Annotated in this window: 13 protein-coding genes; 9 read left to right on the plus strand and 4 right to left on the minus strand. The window is 63.3% G+C overall.

The genetic code is table 11. From position 1 onward, the window contains the following. Positions 1-174: 174 nt before the first annotated feature. The 4 genes from MF4836_RS26610 to MF4836_RS26625 form a co-directional block, all read right to left on the minus strand. A complete protein-coding gene (locus MF4836_RS26610; protein ID WP_078472823.1) occupies positions 175-1149 on the minus strand; it encodes a serine/threonine protein kinase in 975 nt (324 codons plus the stop codon). Between the two features lie 125 nt (positions 1150-1274). After that, the gene (locus MF4836_RS26615; protein ID WP_078472824.1) at positions 1275-3176 is read right to left on the minus strand and encodes a PhoX family protein; all 1902 of its coding nucleotides are present in this window, start codon (positions 3174-3176) and stop codon (positions 1275-1277) included. Positions 3177-3342: 166 nt separating this feature from the next. Then, positions 3343-4107 carry a TOBE domain-containing protein gene (locus MF4836_RS26620; RefSeq protein ID WP_078472825.1) on the minus strand — a complete coding sequence of 255 codons (765 nt, stop codon included), beginning with the start codon at positions 4105-4107 and terminating at the stop codon, positions 3343-3345. A 63-nt stretch (positions 4108-4170) separates the two neighbouring features. After that, the gene (locus tag MF4836_RS26625; RefSeq protein WP_078472826.1) at positions 4171-4911 is read right to left on the minus strand and encodes a ComF family protein; all 741 of its coding nucleotides are present in this window, start codon (positions 4909-4911) and stop codon (positions 4171-4173) included. A 92-nt stretch (positions 4912-5003) separates the two neighbouring features. Here MF4836_RS26625 and bioB point away from each other — a divergent pair, with 92 nt between their 5' ends. The 9 genes from bioB (at position 5004) to MF4836_RS26670 (ending at position 15471) form a co-directional block, all read left to right on the plus strand. Continuing rightward, positions 5004-6059 (plus strand): biotin synthase BioB, encoded by a 1056-nt coding sequence (gene bioB, locus MF4836_RS26630; RefSeq protein WP_078472827.1) that lies wholly within the window; start codon positions 5004-5006, stop codon positions 6057-6059. Positions 6060-6184: 125 nt separating this feature from the next. Beyond that, complete coding sequence (gene bioF, locus MF4836_RS26635) at positions 6185-7363, plus strand: 8-amino-7-oxononanoate synthase (protein ID WP_078472828.1); 1179 nt, start codon at positions 6185-6187, stop codon at positions 7361-7363. Next, a complete protein-coding gene (locus MF4836_RS26640) occupies positions 7356-8087 on the plus strand; it encodes an alpha/beta fold hydrolase (RefSeq protein WP_078472829.1) in 732 nt (243 codons plus the stop codon). Before bioF ends, MF4836_RS26640 begins: the two co-directional genes overlap by 8 nt. After that, complete coding sequence (bioC, locus tag MF4836_RS26645) at positions 8080-8892, plus strand: malonyl-ACP O-methyltransferase BioC (RefSeq protein ID WP_078472830.1); 813 nt, start codon at positions 8080-8082, stop codon at positions 8890-8892. Before MF4836_RS26640 ends, bioC begins: the two co-directional genes overlap by 8 nt. Next, entirely contained in the window at positions 8889-9569 is a 681-nt protein-coding gene (gene bioD / locus MF4836_RS26650; RefSeq protein ID WP_078472831.1) for a dethiobiotin synthase, read from the plus strand. Before bioC ends, bioD begins: the two co-directional genes overlap by 4 nt. 107 nt (positions 9570-9676) lie before the next feature. Beyond that, positions 9677-9973, plus strand: coding sequence for a hypothetical protein (locus tag MF4836_RS26655; protein ID WP_020295416.1), 297 nt, complete (start codon positions 9677-9679; stop codon positions 9971-9973). Positions 9974-10266: 293 nt separating this feature from the next. Next, positions 10267-12072: a phenylacyl-CoA dehydrogenase gene (locus tag MF4836_RS26660; protein WP_078472832.1), complete on the plus strand. Its 1806-nt coding sequence runs from the start codon at positions 10267-10269 to the stop codon at positions 12070-12072. Positions 12073-12292: 220 nt separating this feature from the next. Continuing rightward, positions 12293-13585 (plus strand): GGDEF domain-containing protein, encoded by a 1293-nt coding sequence (locus MF4836_RS26665; RefSeq protein WP_078472833.1) that lies wholly within the window; start codon positions 12293-12295, stop codon positions 13583-13585. 89 nt (positions 13586-13674) lie between these two features. Beyond that, entirely contained in the window at positions 13675-15471 is a 1797-nt protein-coding gene (locus MF4836_RS26670; protein WP_078472834.1) for an acyl-CoA dehydrogenase C-terminal domain-containing protein, read from the plus strand. Positions 15472-15598: the final 127 nt, after the last annotated feature.

The following is a 15598-nucleotide window of genomic DNA, read 5'->3' on the forward strand; positions in this document are numbered from 1 at the left end:
GATTGTAAGGAGATTTGTCTGAAACTGTCGTGAGACTTTGTTAACAGTCGTGCGCTGGGGTGCCAGGTGCATGGGCGGTGTTCGTGAAGGACTGCGTCCGAACGCGGCCCGAGCCTGCGGCAGCGGCGACGAGCAGTCCCGACCCTGGGCCTGGGCCGGGCGTGCAACGGCGGCTCAGAACAGTTTCAGCGGCTCTTCATTGAGTGCCGATAGCTGCTCGCGCAGGGCCAGGACCTGGTCGCCCCAATAGCGTTCGGTACCGAACCACGGAAAGCTGTGGGGGAATGCCGGATCGTCCCAGCGCCGTGCGAGCCAGGCGCTGTAGTGCATCAGACGCAGGGCGCGCAGGGCTTCGATCAGGGCCAGTTCCCGTGGGTCGAAATCGTGGAATTCGCTGTAGCCATCCATCAATTCCGACAACTGCCCGAGACATTCCTGACGATCACCCGCGAGCATCATCCACAGGTCTTGCACGGCCGGCCCCATGCGGCAGTCGTCGAGGTCGACGATATGGAACATCTCGTCACGGCACATCATGTTGCCGGGGTGGCAATCGCCGTGCATGCGGATGTTGGTGTGCGGCGTGGTCTTGTACACCTCTTCCACGCGCTTGAGCAGATCCCGCGCCACTGACTCGTAGGCGGGCAGCAGGCCCTTGGGTATGAAATTGCCTTCAAGCAGGGTGGCCAGGGAGTCGTGGCCGAAGTTTTTCACCCCCAGCGCCTCACGGTGCTCGAACGGCTTGGTGGCGCCGACCGCGTGCAAACGGCCGAGCAGCTGGCCCAGTCGATAGAGCTGGTCGAGGTTGCCCGGCTCCGGTGCCCGGCCGCCACGGCGCGGGAACAGGGTAAAGCGAAAGCCCGCGTGCTCGAACAGGCTGGCGCCGTTGTGGATCATCGGCGCCACTACCGGTACGTCGCACTCGGCGAGCTCGAAGGTGAAGCGGTGTTCTTCGAGGATGGCTTCGTTGGTCCAGCGCTGGGGACGGTAGAACTTGGCGATCAGCGGTTCGCCATCTTCGATGCCGACTTGGTACACGCGATTTTCATAGCTGTTGAGCGCCAAAACGCGGGCGTCGCTGAGAAAACCGATGCTTTCTACGGCGTCGAGGACCAGATCCGGGGTCAGTGTTTCAAACGGGTGCGACATGCTCACTCCTGCGCGCAGCAGGCTGCCGCGTAAGGCCACGCATGGTAGCGCACACCGGTCCGGATAGGTGGCGGCTTTAGGCTTGGTCGGGATGTCTCGGTGGATGACATCCCGGCCTGGGCGGGTCAGGTGCCGACGATCCCGCCGTCTTCACGGCGGATGGCCATGACCGAAGAACGCGGCTTGCCGTTGGGCAGGTGCTCGGGGAACGTCGAGCCGCCGTTTTCGCCCGGGTGCTGGATCCCGACAAACAGGGTTTTCTGGTCGGGTGAGAAGCTGATGCCGGTGACTTCGCAGCCTACCGGGCCGACCATGAACCGGCGGATCTCGCCGCTGGCCGGGTCCGCGCAGAGCATCTGATTGTTGCCCATGCCGGCGAAGTCGCCGCTGTTGCTGACATCGCCATCGGTCAGGATCCACAGGCGCCCGGCCTGGTCGAACCCCAGTCCGTCGGGGCTGTTGAACATGTTCTGTGGGGTGATGTTCGATGAGCCGCCCTTGGCTTGCCCCGCGTGCACTGAAGGGTTGCCGGCGACCACGAACAAGTCCCAGGCAAAGCTCATGGCGCCATGGTCATCGCGGTCGGTGCGCCAGCGCAGGATCTGCCCATAGACGTTTTTCTCCCGCGGGTTGGGGCCGCCCACCGGCTGGCCGTCTTCGCCGCGTTTGACGTTGTTGGTCAGGGTGCAATAGACCTGGCCATCCTTGGGGCTGACCACTATCCATTCCGGCCGGTCCATGCGCGTGGCTTTGACCACGCTGGCGGCCAGGCGGGCATGGATCAGCACCTGGCCCTGGTCGGCAAAGCCGCTGGCGGCATCGAGCCCGTTCTTGCCGTGGCTCAGCTCGATCCATTGGCCCTGGCCCTTGGGAAGGTCGGGATTGCTGTCGCCGCCATCGAAGCGCGCCACGTACAGCGTGCCGTGGTCCAGCAGGTCGCGGTTGGCCTTGGGGTTGCGGTGGTCGATCTTGTCGCGGCTGATGAATTTGTAGATGAACTCGCCGCGTTCGTCGTCGCCCATGTAGACCACGGCGCGGCCATCAGCGGTTTCGGCCAGGGCCGCGTTCTCGTGCTTGAAACGGCCCAGGGCGGTGCGTTTGACCGGGGTCGACTGCGGATCGAACGGGTCGATTTCCACGACCCAGCCATGGCGGTTGAGTTCATTGGGGTTGTGCGCCAGGTCGAAGCGCGGATCGTGGGGGTGCCAGTTGATCTCTTTGCTGGCGGCCACCGCGCCGTAGCGTTTTTGTGCGGGATCGAACGTCTGTTCGGCGTTGCTGCTGCCAAAGCAGTCGGTGAAGTTCTCTTCACAGGTCAGGTAGGTGCCCCATGGGGTTTTGCCGTTGGCACAGTTCTGGAAAGTGCCGAGCACGTGCTTGCCCTGGGCATCGGCGGCGGTCTTCAACAGCGCATGACCGGCGGCGGGACCGCTCAGGCGGATCGGCGTGTTGCCGTGGATGCGTCGGTTGTAGCGCGAGCCCTGGACGAACTGCCATTGGCCGTTCTTGCGTTGCACTTCGATCACCGACACGCCTTCGCTGGCCTGGGCCTTGTGCACTTCTTCGGCCGATTGCGGCATGCCGCCGTGGGCATAGAGGTAGCGGTAGTTGGTGTATTCGTTGTTGATCGCCATCAGCGCGCGCTGATCGTCGCCGGGGAAGGCGAACAGGCTCATGCCGTCGTTGTTGTCGCCGAATTGCAGCTCCTGGGCCTGGGCGCTGCCGTTGCCCGTGGGGTCGAAGGCCGGGCCGTTGTTGTGCAGCGGCTGACCCCAGCTGATCAGCACCGACGCCGTGTAGCCCGGTGGCAGGCTGAGGCTGTCAGCGGTGGCCGCGGCGATGCCGGTAAAACCCAGCAGCGGGCTGGAGCCGGCGCTGATGCTGGCGGCCAGCGCACTGCGGCTCAGCAGGCTGCCCCCCAGGAACATTGCCGCGCCGCACAGCGCACCGGCGCCGATGAAACCACGGCGGCTGAGGCCGACGATTTGCTCCAGGTCCGTGGGTTGGTCTTCTTCTAATAGGCTCATGTCAGGCTTCCTGCGATTTTTGCAGACACCTTAATCAGCCCTGATGACAAAAATGTTGCAGCCATATGTCCCGCCCGTAGCCACTGCCGAAGGCTGCGCTGGCTGGTCGGGGCATTGCGGTTGAAATGCGTTGTTTTCAAGGGCCAGCGCAGCCTGGCGGCAGTGGCTACAGCGGGGTGCCGAGGAGGACGTTGGAGGGGGAAAACTGAACCTGGACCGGTTGGTTCACCGCGAGGCCTTGGGCCTTGAGTTGCGAGGACTCGACCAGGGCGCACAGGGTCGGGCCGTTGGGCAGGCTGATCCGAACCTCCCAGGGGCCGTCTTCAGCGTCGAGGATCTGCTCGATGCTGCCGGTCAGGCCATTGTGTCCGGCGGTAATGGGCTGGCCGAGTGCTTGCAGCTCCAGCCAGCCGGCCTTGATCAGCGCCACCACTTCGGTGTCGGGCAGCAGTTCCAGGCGCTGGGTGCTGTCGTGGGTGATCTGCGCCTGGATCACCAGGCCTGGGGCCAGTTCCAGGCTGATCAGGTCATTGCGACCGAGCCCCTCGATCGCCACCACCTTGCCGTGCAGCTGGTTGCGCGCGCTGGTGCGCAGCATCAGGCGACCCAGCAGGTCGAGGTCGCTGGCGTCCTCGGCGGCTTCCAGCACCTGGGCCTGCAAGGCTTGCAGGCGCAGGTACAGGCGCAACACCCGTTCACCTTCAGCCGAGAGCTTGGCGCCACCCCCGCCCTTGCCGCCGACGCTGCGTTCCACCAGGGGCTTTTGTGCCAGGTTATTCAACTCATCGATGGCGTCCCAGGCGGCCTTGTAGCTGAGCCCGGCGCTTTTGGCCGCGCGGGTGATCGAGCCTTGCTCGGCGATGTGCTGCAACAGGGCGATGCGTTGCGGGCGGCGGACGATGTGCTGGGTCAACAACGTGGGCAAGGACATGGCAGGGCACTGTGAGCGCTGGAGGTGGAGGCTGAGTGTGCGGCTTGAGGGGCGAGAGTCAAGTCAGGCCGGCTCCCCGGGTTTGGGTGTGCGGGCCAGGCAATACACGTCGACCCGGTGCGCACCGGCATCCAGCAGCAGTCTGGCCAGGGTTTCGGCAGTGGCGCCGGTGGTGAGCACGTCATCCACCAGGGCCAGGTGACGGCCGCCAACCCGGGCCTTGTCCGCCAGGCTGAAGGCCCGACGCAAGTTGCGCCGCCGGGCAGGGGCGTCCAGGCCTTGCTGCGCCGGGGTGTCCTGCATCCGCAGCAGCATGCCTTCATCCACGGCAATCCCCAGGCCCTGGCCCAGCCATTGGGCAAGCAGCGCCGCCTGGTTGAAACCGCGTTCGCGCAGGCGCCGGCTGGCCAGGGGCACCGGTAACAGCAGCTCCGGACGCGGGAGGCCGTCATTGAAACGATGATGCAGGGATTGGCTGAGAAGTTCGCCGAGCAGGCGGCCAAACGGCCACTTTGCCCCGTGCTTGAAGCGGGTGATCAAACTGTCGACCGGGAAGCCGTAGCTCCAGGGCGCTACCACCTGGGAAAACGCCGGCACCCGCCTCAGGCACTCGCCGCAGGTAAGGCCCGCCTGGGGCAACGGCAGGGCGCAGATCCGGCATTGCGGGCCTAGCCAGGGCAGCTCGGCTTCGCACTCGACGCAAATGGGCTGCGGGTTATCGCAGGGTTCATCGCAGAGCAAACAAGTTTGGTTATTATTTAACCAGATGTAAACCGGTCCTTCGTATTCTGGTTGACAGTGCATGGCGCTTCCTTAAATATGCCGAACATCCGTGTCGCGGCTGTGGGTATCCGATTACCCCGTCGTCTGCCCCAAGCATAATCAAGGAATCGCCCATGAGCGCCAGCACCACCGCCACCTTGCGTCATGACTGGTCTTTGGCTGAAGTCAAAGCCCTGTTCGTTCAGCCGTTCAACGACTTGTTGTTCCAGGCGCAGACCGTGCACCGCGCGCATTTCGATGCCAACCGGGTCCAGGTGTCGACCTTGCTGTCGATCAAAACCGGGGCCTGCCCGGAAGATTGCAAATATTGTCCGCAGTCCGGTCACTACAACACCGGGCTGGAAAAAGAAAAGCTGATGGAAGTGCAGAAGGTCCTTGAAGAGGCCGCTCGCGCCAAGGCCATTGGTTCGACCCGATTCTGCATGGGCGCGGCCTGGAAGCACCCCTCGGCCAAAGACATGCCCTACGTGCTGCAGATGGTGCAGGGCGTCAAGGCCATGGGGCTGGAGACCTGCATGACCCTGGGGCGCCTCGATCAGGAGCAGACCGAAGCCCTGGCCAAGGCTGGCCTGGACTACTACAACCACAACCTCGACACCTCGCCGGAGTTCTACGGCAGCATCATCACCACCCGCACCTACAGCGAGCGCCTGCAAACCCTGGCCTACGTGCGTGATTCGGGGATGAAGATCTGCTCCGGTGGCATCCTCGGCATGGGCGAGTCCCTCGATGACCGCGCCAACCTGCTGATCCAACTGGCCAACCTGCCCGAGCACCCGGAGTCGGTGCCGATCAACATGCTGGTGAAAGTCGCCGGCACGCCGCTGGAAAACGCCGAGGACATCGACCCGTTCGACTTTATCCGCATGCTCGCCGTGGCCCGCATCCTGATGCCGCAATCCCACGTGCGCTTGTCTGCGGGACGTGAAGCGATGAACGAGCAGATGCAGGCCCTGGCGTTTTTCGCCGGCGCCAACTCGATTTTCTATGGCGACAAGTTGCTGACCACCGCCAACCCGCAGGCCGACAAGGACATGCAACTGTTCTCGCGCCTGGGAATCCTGCCCGAAGCCCGTGAAGAGCACGCCGATGAAGTGCACCAGGCGGCGATCGAGCAGGCGCTGGTGGAGCAAAAGAGCAGCGAGCAGTTCTACAACGCCGCGCTGTGACTGCCCCCAGCCTGTAGCCGCGGCCTTGGACCGGGGCGTGAGGACCTTGCATGCGTCGAGGTCCCGATTACCTGTCGCAGCCCGGGGCAGCGGCTCCAGCCACTCTTTTGATCACCGAGGCCTGCATGTCTTTTGATCTCGCCGCGCGCCTCGCTGCCCGCCGTGCCGAAAACCTCTATCGCCAACGCCCCCTGCTGGAAAGCCCCCAGGGGCCTGAAGTGGTGGTCGATGGCCAGCCGTTGCTGGCGTTCTGCAACAACGACTACCTGGGCCTGGCCAACCACCCGCAAGTCATCGAAGCCTGGCGCGCCGGCGCTTCGCGTTGGGGCGTGGGCGGTGGTGCCTCGCACCTGGTGATCGGCCACAGCGGCCCGCACCACGCATTGGAAGAAGCCCTGGCCGACCTGACCGGACGCCCGCGAGCGCTGTTGTTCACCACCGGCTACATGGCCAACCTGGGGGCGGTCACGGCCCTGGTGGGGCAGGGCGACACGGTGCTGGAAGACCGTCTCAACCACGCGTCCCTGCTGGATGCCGGCCTGTTGTCCGGGGCGCGTTTCAATCGGTATCTGCACAACGATGCGGTCAGCCTGGCCAAACGCCTGGAAAAAGCCACCGGCAATACCCTGGTGGTCACCGACGGCGTATTCAGCATGGACGGTGACCTGGCCGACCTGCCGGCCCTGGCCCGTGAAACCCGGGCCAAGGGCGCCTGGCTGATGGTCGATGACGCCCATGGTTTCGGCCCGCTGGGGGCCAATGGCGGCGGGATTGTCGAGCACTTCGGCCTGAGCCAGGACGACGTGCCGGTGCTGGTCGGCACCCTGGGCAAGGCGTTCGGTACGGCCGGGGCCTTTGTCGCCGGCAGCGAAGAGTTGATCGAAAGCCTGATCCAGTTTGCCCGGCCCTACATCTACACCACCAGCCAACCCCCGGCGCTGGCCTGCGCGACCTTGAAAAGCCTGGAACTGCTGCGCAGCGAGCATTGGCGGCGCGAGCACCTCAACGGCCTGATCCGCCAGTTCCGCCGTGGCGCCGAGCAGATCGGCCTGGCGTTGATGGACAGTTTTACCCCGATCCAGCCGATCATGATTGGCGACAGCGGGCGGGCCATTCGCCTGTCGCAGATGCTCCGCGAACGCGGCCTGATGGTCACGGCCATCCGCCCGCCAACCGTGCCTGCGGGCAGTGCGCGCTTGCGTGTGACCTTGTCCGCAGCCCACAGCGAAGCCCAGGTCCAGCTATTGTTAAACGCACTGGCGGATTGTTTTAGCGAACTGGGACCGGAGCCAAGCCATGCGTGATCGACTGATTCTGCTGCCGGGTTGGGGCCTGGGCATTTCCCCGCTGGAGCCGCTGGCGGCGGCGTTGCAGGGCCTGGACCAGCACCTGAAGGTCGAGATCGAGCCTTTGCCGGAGCTGGAGTCCAGCGACCTGGGGGACTGGCTCGATGAACTCGACGCGGATTTGCCGGACAACGCCTGGCTCGGCGGCTGGTCGCTGGGCGGGATGCTGGCCAGTGAGCTGGCGGCGCGCCGTGGCGATCGCTGTTGCGGCTTGCTGACCCTGGCCAGCAACCCGAGCTTTGTGGCCCATGGCGAGTGGACGAGCGCCATGGCCGGGGAAACCTTCGACGCCTTTCTGGCCGGCTGCAACGCCGACTCGCGACTGACCCTCAAGCGTTTCGGCCTGCTCTGTGCCCAGGGCGCCGAGGACCCGCGCGGCCTGTCGCGCCTGCTGCTAGGGGGTGCACCGAATACTCCGCCAGCGGTGTTGATGGCCGGGCTGGAGTTGCTGGCGCAGCTGGATACACGGGACGCGTTACAGGCGTTTCGTGGCCCGCAGTTGCATCTGTTTGCCGGGCTCGACGCGCTGGTGCCGGCAGAAGCTGCGAGCGAGTTGCTGGCGTTATTGCCCGATGTCGAAATTGGCCTGATTGAACAGGCCAGCCACGCGTTTCTTCTGGAAGACCCCCACGGTGTGGCGGGGGCGATCCAGGCCTTTTTGCATGAGTCCGGTGATGACTGATCTGTCCCTTCCTCCATTACCCGGCGGCTTGCCGGACAAGCGCCAGGTAGCGGCGTCCTTTTCCCGTGCCGCAGCCAGTTACGACAGCGTCGCCGATCTGCAACGGGCGGTGGGTCATGAGCTGCTGCGGCGCTTGCCGCCCGAGCGGTCGTTCGCCTGCTGGCTGGATATAGGCTGCGGTACCGGGTATTTCACCCGGGCCCTGGCCGAGCATTTCCCTGGGGCCCAGGGGCTGGCGCTGGATATCGCCGAAGGCATGCTCGATCACGCACGGCCCCTGGGCGGCGCGCAGTATTTTATTGCCGGGGATGCCGAACGCCTGCCGTTGCGTTCAGACAGCTGCGATCTGCTGTTCTCCAGCCTGGCGGTGCAATGGTGCGCGGATTTCGCCTCGGTACTGCGAGAGGCGCACCGGGTACTGCGCCCCGGTGGTGTGCTGGCGTTTGCCAGTCTGTGTGTCGGGACCTTGCAGGAGCTGCGTGACAGCTGGCGGCAGGTCGATGGCATGGTGCACGTCAATCGGTTCCGCGAGCTCGGCACTTATCAACAGCTGTGCGCGGCCAGTGGCCTGCGGATTTTGAGCCTGCAATCCCGGCCCCATGTGCTGCATTATCCGGATGTGCGCAGCCTGACCCATGAGTTGAAAGCCCTGGGCGCGCATAATCTGAACCCCGGACGCCCCGGCGGCTTGACCGGACGCGCCCGGATCATGGGCCTGATCGACGCTTATGAGGGCTTTCGCCAGCCTCAGGGTCTGCCCGCGACCTATCAGGCGGTGTACGCCGTGTTGGAGAAGCCGCAATGAGCCCTGCCTATTTCATCACCGGAACCGATACCGATGTCGGCAAGACCACCATCGCCGCCGGGCTGCTGCATGCGGCGCGTCTGGCGGGGTTGAGTACGGCGGCCGGCAAGCCGGTGGCGTCCGGCTGTGAAGTGACGGCCAAGGGCCTGCGCAATTCGGACGCCCTGGCGCTGATGGCGGAGTGCTCCCTGGCCCTGGACTATGCCGAGGTCAACCCGGTGGCGTTCGAACCGGCCATCGCCCCCCATCTGGCGGCGCGCGAGGCGGGGGTGGCCTTGACGGTGCAATCGTTGCTGCTGCCCATGCGCCAGATCCTGGCCCGGGGCGCCGATTTCACCCTGATCGAAGGCGCGGGCGGCTGGCGTGTGCCCCTGGCTGACCAGGACAATCTGTCGGACCTGGCCATGGCCCTGGACCTGCCGGTGATCCTGGTGGTGGGGGTGCGGCTGGGTTGCATCAGTCATGCGCTGCTGACCGCCGAAGCCATCGCCCGGGACGGGCTGCAGCTGGCCGGCTGGGTGGCCAATATCATCGATCCCAAGACCTCCCGCCTGGAGGAAAACCTCGCCACCCTGGCTGAACGCCTGCCGGCCCCGTGCCTGGGTCGAGTGCCCAAGCTCAAGCCTCTCAGCGCCCAGGCGGTGGCCGAACACTTGCAACTGGACTTGCTGGACTAGATTTTGCCTATGACAGGGCAGATTGCCATTAGTGTTTTTGACGGGTGTTTTTTTGACGGGTCTGCTTCAATGAGCGTCGTTCATCCTTAATCAGGTCGAGTCCTCCCATGGAAATTTCAGGGAATACCGCTTTCTACGCGGGTCTGAGCAGCATTCAGACCGGGCAGAACCGTGTCGATCAGGCCGCCAGCCAGATCGCCAATACCACCATCGAGCGCTCCGTCACCAGCCAGTCTTCCGACGTCCAGGTCGATCGCTTGCGTTCAGTGGACCGCAGCCAGCAGTCGGATCTGGAATCGAGCATGGTCGAGATGTCCATGGGCAAGGTCCAGGCCGAACTGGGTGTGAAAATCGCCAAGGCCAGCGATGAAATGCTCGGTACGTTGATCGATACCTACGCCTGATCCCCGCGCCGGCCTGCTCCTTCAGAAGGGGCGGGCCAGACTGCGCCGCTTCTCCCTTCCTGTTTCTCAAGCGCTGCCTGCCAGCGTCGCTACTTCATTCGTGGCCTGACATTTTTCGTGGCATTCGCCGCGGGCCTTTGCCTGCGCGGCGTTCAGCGGCGTGATGACGAATGGCGGTTGCGCGGTGCTTGACAAGAATTAGGCGTAAACGTATGTTTCAAACAACTGTTTGACCGCCATAATAAATCCACGCGGTTGTTCATTCCCGGTTACATCAGCAGAGGTTTATCGCTATGCCTGACTACAAGGCCCCCTTGCGTGATATTCGCTTCGTTCGTGACGAACTGCTCGGCTACGAAGCGCACTATCAGAGCCTTCCGGCGTGCGCAGACGCAACTCCGGACATGGTTGACGCCATTCTCGAAGAAGGCGCCAAGTTTTGTGAGCAGGTGCTGGCTCCGCTGAACCGCGTGGGTGACATCGAAGGCTGCACCTGGAGCGAGTCCGGCGTTAAAACCCCGACTGGCTTCAAAGAAGCCTACAAACAATTTGTCGAAGGCGGCTGGCCAAGTCTGGCGCATGACGTAGAGCACGGTGGCCAAGGCCTGCCGGAGTCCCTGGGTCTGGCCGTGAGTGAAATGGTTGGCGAGTCCAACTGGTCGTGGGGCATGTACCCAGGCCTGTCCCATGGTGCGATGAACACCATCTCCGAGCACGGTACGCCCGAGCAGCAAGACGCTTACCTGACCAAGCTGGTCTCCGGCGAATGGACCGGCACCATGTGCCTGACCGAACCGCACTGCGGCACCGACCTGGGCATGCTGCGCACCAAGGCCGAACCTCAGGCCGACGGTTCCTACAAAGTCTCCGGCACCAAGATTTTCATCTCGGCCGGTGAACACGACATGGCCGACAACATCGTCCATATCGTCCTGGCCCGCCTGCCGGATGCCCCTGCGGGCACCAAAGGCATCTCGCTGTTTATCGTTCCCAAGTTCCTGCCGAACGCCGACGGTTCGATTGGTGCGCGCAACGCCGTGAGCTGTGGTTCCCTGGAACACAAGATGGGCATCCACGGTAACGCCACCTGCGTGATGAACTTCGACGCGGCCACCGGTTTCCTGATCGGCCCGGCGAACAAAGGCCTGAACTGCATGTTCACCTTTATGAACACCGCGCGCCTGGGCACCGCCCTGCAAGGCTTGGCCCATGCCGAGATCGGTTTCCAGGGCGGCCTGAAATACGCTCGCGATCGCCTGCAAATGCGCTCACTGACTGGCCCGAAAGCGCCGGACAAGGCTGCCGACCCGATCATCGTGCACCCTGACGTACGCCGTATGCTGTTGACCATGAAGGCGTTCGCCGAAGGCAACCGGGCGATGGTCTACTTCACCGCCAAACAGGTCGATATCGTCAAATACGGTGTGGACGTAGAAGAGAAGAAGAAAGCCGACGCGCTGCTGGCGTTCATGACGCCCATCGCCAAAGCCTTCATGACTGAAGTCGGCTTCGAGTCCGCCAACCACGGCGTACAGATCTATGGCGGTCACGGCTTCATCGCCGAGTGGGGCATGGAGCAGAACGTTCGCGACAGCCGTATTTCCATGCTGTACGAAGGCACCACCGGCATCCAGGCCCTCGACCTGCTGGGCCGTAAAGTGCTGATGACTCAAGGCGAAGCGCTGAAGGGCTTCACCAAGATCGTCCACAAGTTCTGCCAGACCAACGAAGGCAACGAAGCTGTCAAAGAGTTCGTCGCACCATTGGCTGCGCTGAACAAAGAGTGGGGCGAGCTGACCATGAAGGTCGGTATGGCAGCGATGAAAGACCGTGAAGAAGTGGGCGCCGCCTCGGTGGACTACCTGATGTACTCCGGTTACGCCTGCCTGGCTTACTTCTGGGCCGACATGGCGCGCCTGGCTGCCGAGAAACTGGCTGCCGGCACCAGCGAAGAGGCGTTCTACACCGCCAAGCTGCAGACTGCGCGCTTCTACTTCCAGCGCATCCTGCCGCGTACTCGCACTCACGTGGCCACCATGCTATCGGGCGCCAACAACCTGATGGACATGAAAGAAGAAGACTTCGGCCTGGGCTACTAAGCCTTACCGGCGTCGATGCAAAGGCCGCTTTTCCTTCGGGGAAAGCGGCTTTTTTATGCCTGGCGATCTGCCAATAAAATTCCTGACTAAAACGCTAAGAAGAATGTCTTGCCTGCCGTTAAAGAGATGGCAATGTGATGTCTGTCACATTGATTGTGCTTAACTGCATGCAATGCAGGCACAATGCCATCTACTGATTAGCCGCGTCGGAGCTTTACCCTTGCCGCGTTCTTCTGCTGTACGTTTCAGTCACTTTTTACCGTCTTTGCTGCTGTTGCTTGCGGGGCTCGCGGCTGCCTACGTCAAGGATCTCAACGTCTTCTTCACCTCGCTGTTCAACGTCCTGCCGACCTTGGTGCTGCTGCTCGGCGGCGCCTATTGCGCGGTCTATCGGCGCCAGCGCGAGCTGTTCCTGATGGTCACGGTGTACATCGCCTACTTTCTGCTCGATACCCAGACCGATTACTACCGCGACAACGGCAAGGTCCGTGAGGACGCGGCGGTGGTCTTTCACTTGGTGTGCCTGTTGCTGCCGCTGCTGTTCGGGCTGTTTGCCGCCTGGCAGGAACGTACCCACCTGTTCCAGGACATGGTGGCGCGGTTTGCCGTGCTGCTGGCGTTTGGCAGCGTGGCCCTGGGCTTTGAGCAAAGTTACCCACAGGCGCTGTTGAACTGGCTGGCGGAAATCCGCTGGCCGGCGCTGCATGGCGCCTGGATGAGCCTGATCCAGCTGTCCTACCCCGTGTTCCTGGCAGCGTTCCTGTTGCTGGCGGTGCAGTACTGGCGCAATCCACGGCCCCTGCACGCGGCGCAACTGGTGGGCTTGCTCGGGCTGTTCTGGATGCTGCCCAAGACTTTCATCCTGCCGTTCACCCTGAACATCATGTGCAGCCAGGTGATGTTGATGATCGCCGCCGCGGTGGCCCATGAGGCGTACCAGATGGCGTTCCGCGATGAGCTGACTGGCCTGCCGGGGCGCCGTGCCTTGAACGAGCGCATGCAGCGTCTGGGTCGCAACTATGTGCTGGCGATGAGTGACGTCGACCACTTCAAGAAATTCAACGACACCCACGGCCACGATGTCGGCGACCAGGTGCTGCGCCTGGTGGCCAGCAAGCTGTCGAAAATCAGTGGCGGCGGGCGCGCCTACCGCTATGGCGGTGAGGAGTTCGCTCTGGTATTCGCCGGCAAGACCCTGGAAGAATGCATGCCGCACCTGGAGGTGATCCGTGAGTCGATTGCCAGCTACAACATCCAGTTGCGCAATCAGGACAGCCGGCCCCAGGACGATCACCAAGGCCGCCAGCGCCGAGCGGGCGCCGGAGCCTCCAGTGTGTCGGTGACGGTCAGCATTGGTGTGGCCGAACGCCTGGTGGAGCATCGCTCCCCGGAAGAGGTGCTCAAGTCCGCCGACCAGGCCCTGTACAACGCCAAGGGTGCCGGTCGTAACTGCGTTATCGCCTTCGGCCAGAACCGCCGTGGCGCGGTGCGCATGGACAGCGCTACCGGTTGAGTGATGATGGCGCATTCAGCGTCTGGACTGTGATTGGCAGGCTTGGTGGGCAGCAGTAGCGTGGGCTATCTGCTGCCGGAGACACGACCATGCCTGAGTACAAAGCCCCGCTGCGCGACATGCGCTTTCTGATCGACCATGTGTTCGACTTCCACGCCAACTACGCGGCCCTGGGGGCGACCGACGCCAGCCCGGACATGGTCGACGCGATCCTCGAAGAGGGGGCAAGGTTCTGCGAGAACGTACTCGCGCCGCTGAACCGCTCCGGGGACGAGGAAGGCTGTCACTTCGAAAATGGCGTGGTCACCACCCCCAAGGGCTTCAAGCAGGCCTTCGCGCAGTACGTCGAAGGCGGCTGGCACGGCCTGGCAGCGGATCCGAGTTACGGCGGCCAGGGCTTGCCGCAGTCCCTGGGGCTGGTCATCAGCGAGATGGTCGGTTCCAGCAATACGTCCTGGGGCATGTACCCGGGGCTGACCCACGGTGCGATGTCGGCGATCCACGCCCATGGCTCCAGCGAGCAGAAATCCACCTACCTGAGCAAACTCACCAGCGGTCAGTGGACCGGCACCATGTGCCTGACCGAAGCCCATTGCGGCACCGACCTGGGCATCATCAAGACCCGCGCCGTGCCTCAGGCCGATGGCAGCTATGCGGTCTCCGGGAGCAAGATTTTCATCTCCGCCGGCGAACATGACCTGAGTGACAACATCATCCACCTGGTGCTCGCCAAGCTGCCGGATGCGCCGGCGGGGACCAAGGGCATTTCGCTGTTCATCGTGCCCAAGTTCGTGCCTGACGCCCAAGGCGAGGCGGGCGAGCGCAATGGGGTCAGCTGTGGCTCCATCGAGCACAAGATGGGCATCAAGGCATCGGCCACCTGTGTGCTCAACTTCGATGGGGCCAGGGGCTATCTGATCGGCGAGGCCAACAAGGGCCTGAACTGCATGTTCACCATGATGAACCATGCGCGCCTGGGCACCGGGATGCAGGGCTTGTGTCTGGGCGAGGCGAGCTTCCAGGGCGCGATCAAGTACGCCAACGACCGCCTGCAGATGCGCTCGCTGACCGGGCCCAAGGCCCCGGACAAGGCGGCGGACCCGATCATCGTCCACCCGGACGTGCGGCGCATGTTGCTGACCATGAAGGCCTTCAACGAAGGCAACCGGGCGCTGACCTATTTCACCGCGCAACTGCTGGACGTGGCCCACCTCGGCGCGGACCCGGAGCAGCGCCAGGATGCCGAAAACCTGCTGGCCTTCCTCACCCCGATCTGCAAGGCGTTCATGACTGAGACCGGGCTGGAAGTGACCAACCACGGCATGCAGGTGTTTGGCGGCCACGGGTTTATCCGCGAATGGGGCATGGAGCAACTGGTGCGCGATTGCCGCATCGCCCCTATTTATGAAGGCACCAACGGCATCCAGGCCCTGGACCTGCTGGGGCGCAAGGTCCTTGGCAGCCAGGGCAAGCTGCTGCAGGGGTTCACCCGGATCGTCCACAAGTTCTGCCAGGCCCAGGGTGAGCACCCGCAGCTCAAGGCCTATGTCGCCCAGCTCAATGGCCTGAATCAGGAGTGGGGCACACTGACCACCCAGGTCGGCATGGCGGCCCTGAAGAATCCCGATGAAGTGGGGGCCGCTGCCCTGGATTACCTGATGTACAGCGGCTACATCATTCTCGGCTACCTCTGGTTGCGCATGGCACTGGTGGCTCAGGCGCAGCTCGATGCCGGCGAGGGTGACCGGGATTACTGCACGGCCAAGCTCGCGACCTGTGAGTTTTATTTCAAGCGTCTGCTACCGCGTACTGCAACTCATCGGGCGGCGGTGGAAGCCGGCAGCGACTGTCTGATGCAGCTGCCAGCGGAGTTGTTCGCGCTTTAACCTGTTCGATCAAGCCGTTGAAAGCCCGCCTGGTGCGGGCTTTATCATGTCTGGAATCCTATGTGACTAAAATTAACAAAAAGGTCACTAGTTGACCCTATGTGTCACAAAAGTTGTTAGGTTACAC

Origin of the sequence: Pseudomonas sp. MF4836 (assembly GCF_002018875.1) — a bacterium.
In the GTDB taxonomy this organism is placed as follows: domain Bacteria; phylum Pseudomonadota; class Gammaproteobacteria; order Pseudomonadales; family Pseudomonadaceae; genus Aquipseudomonas.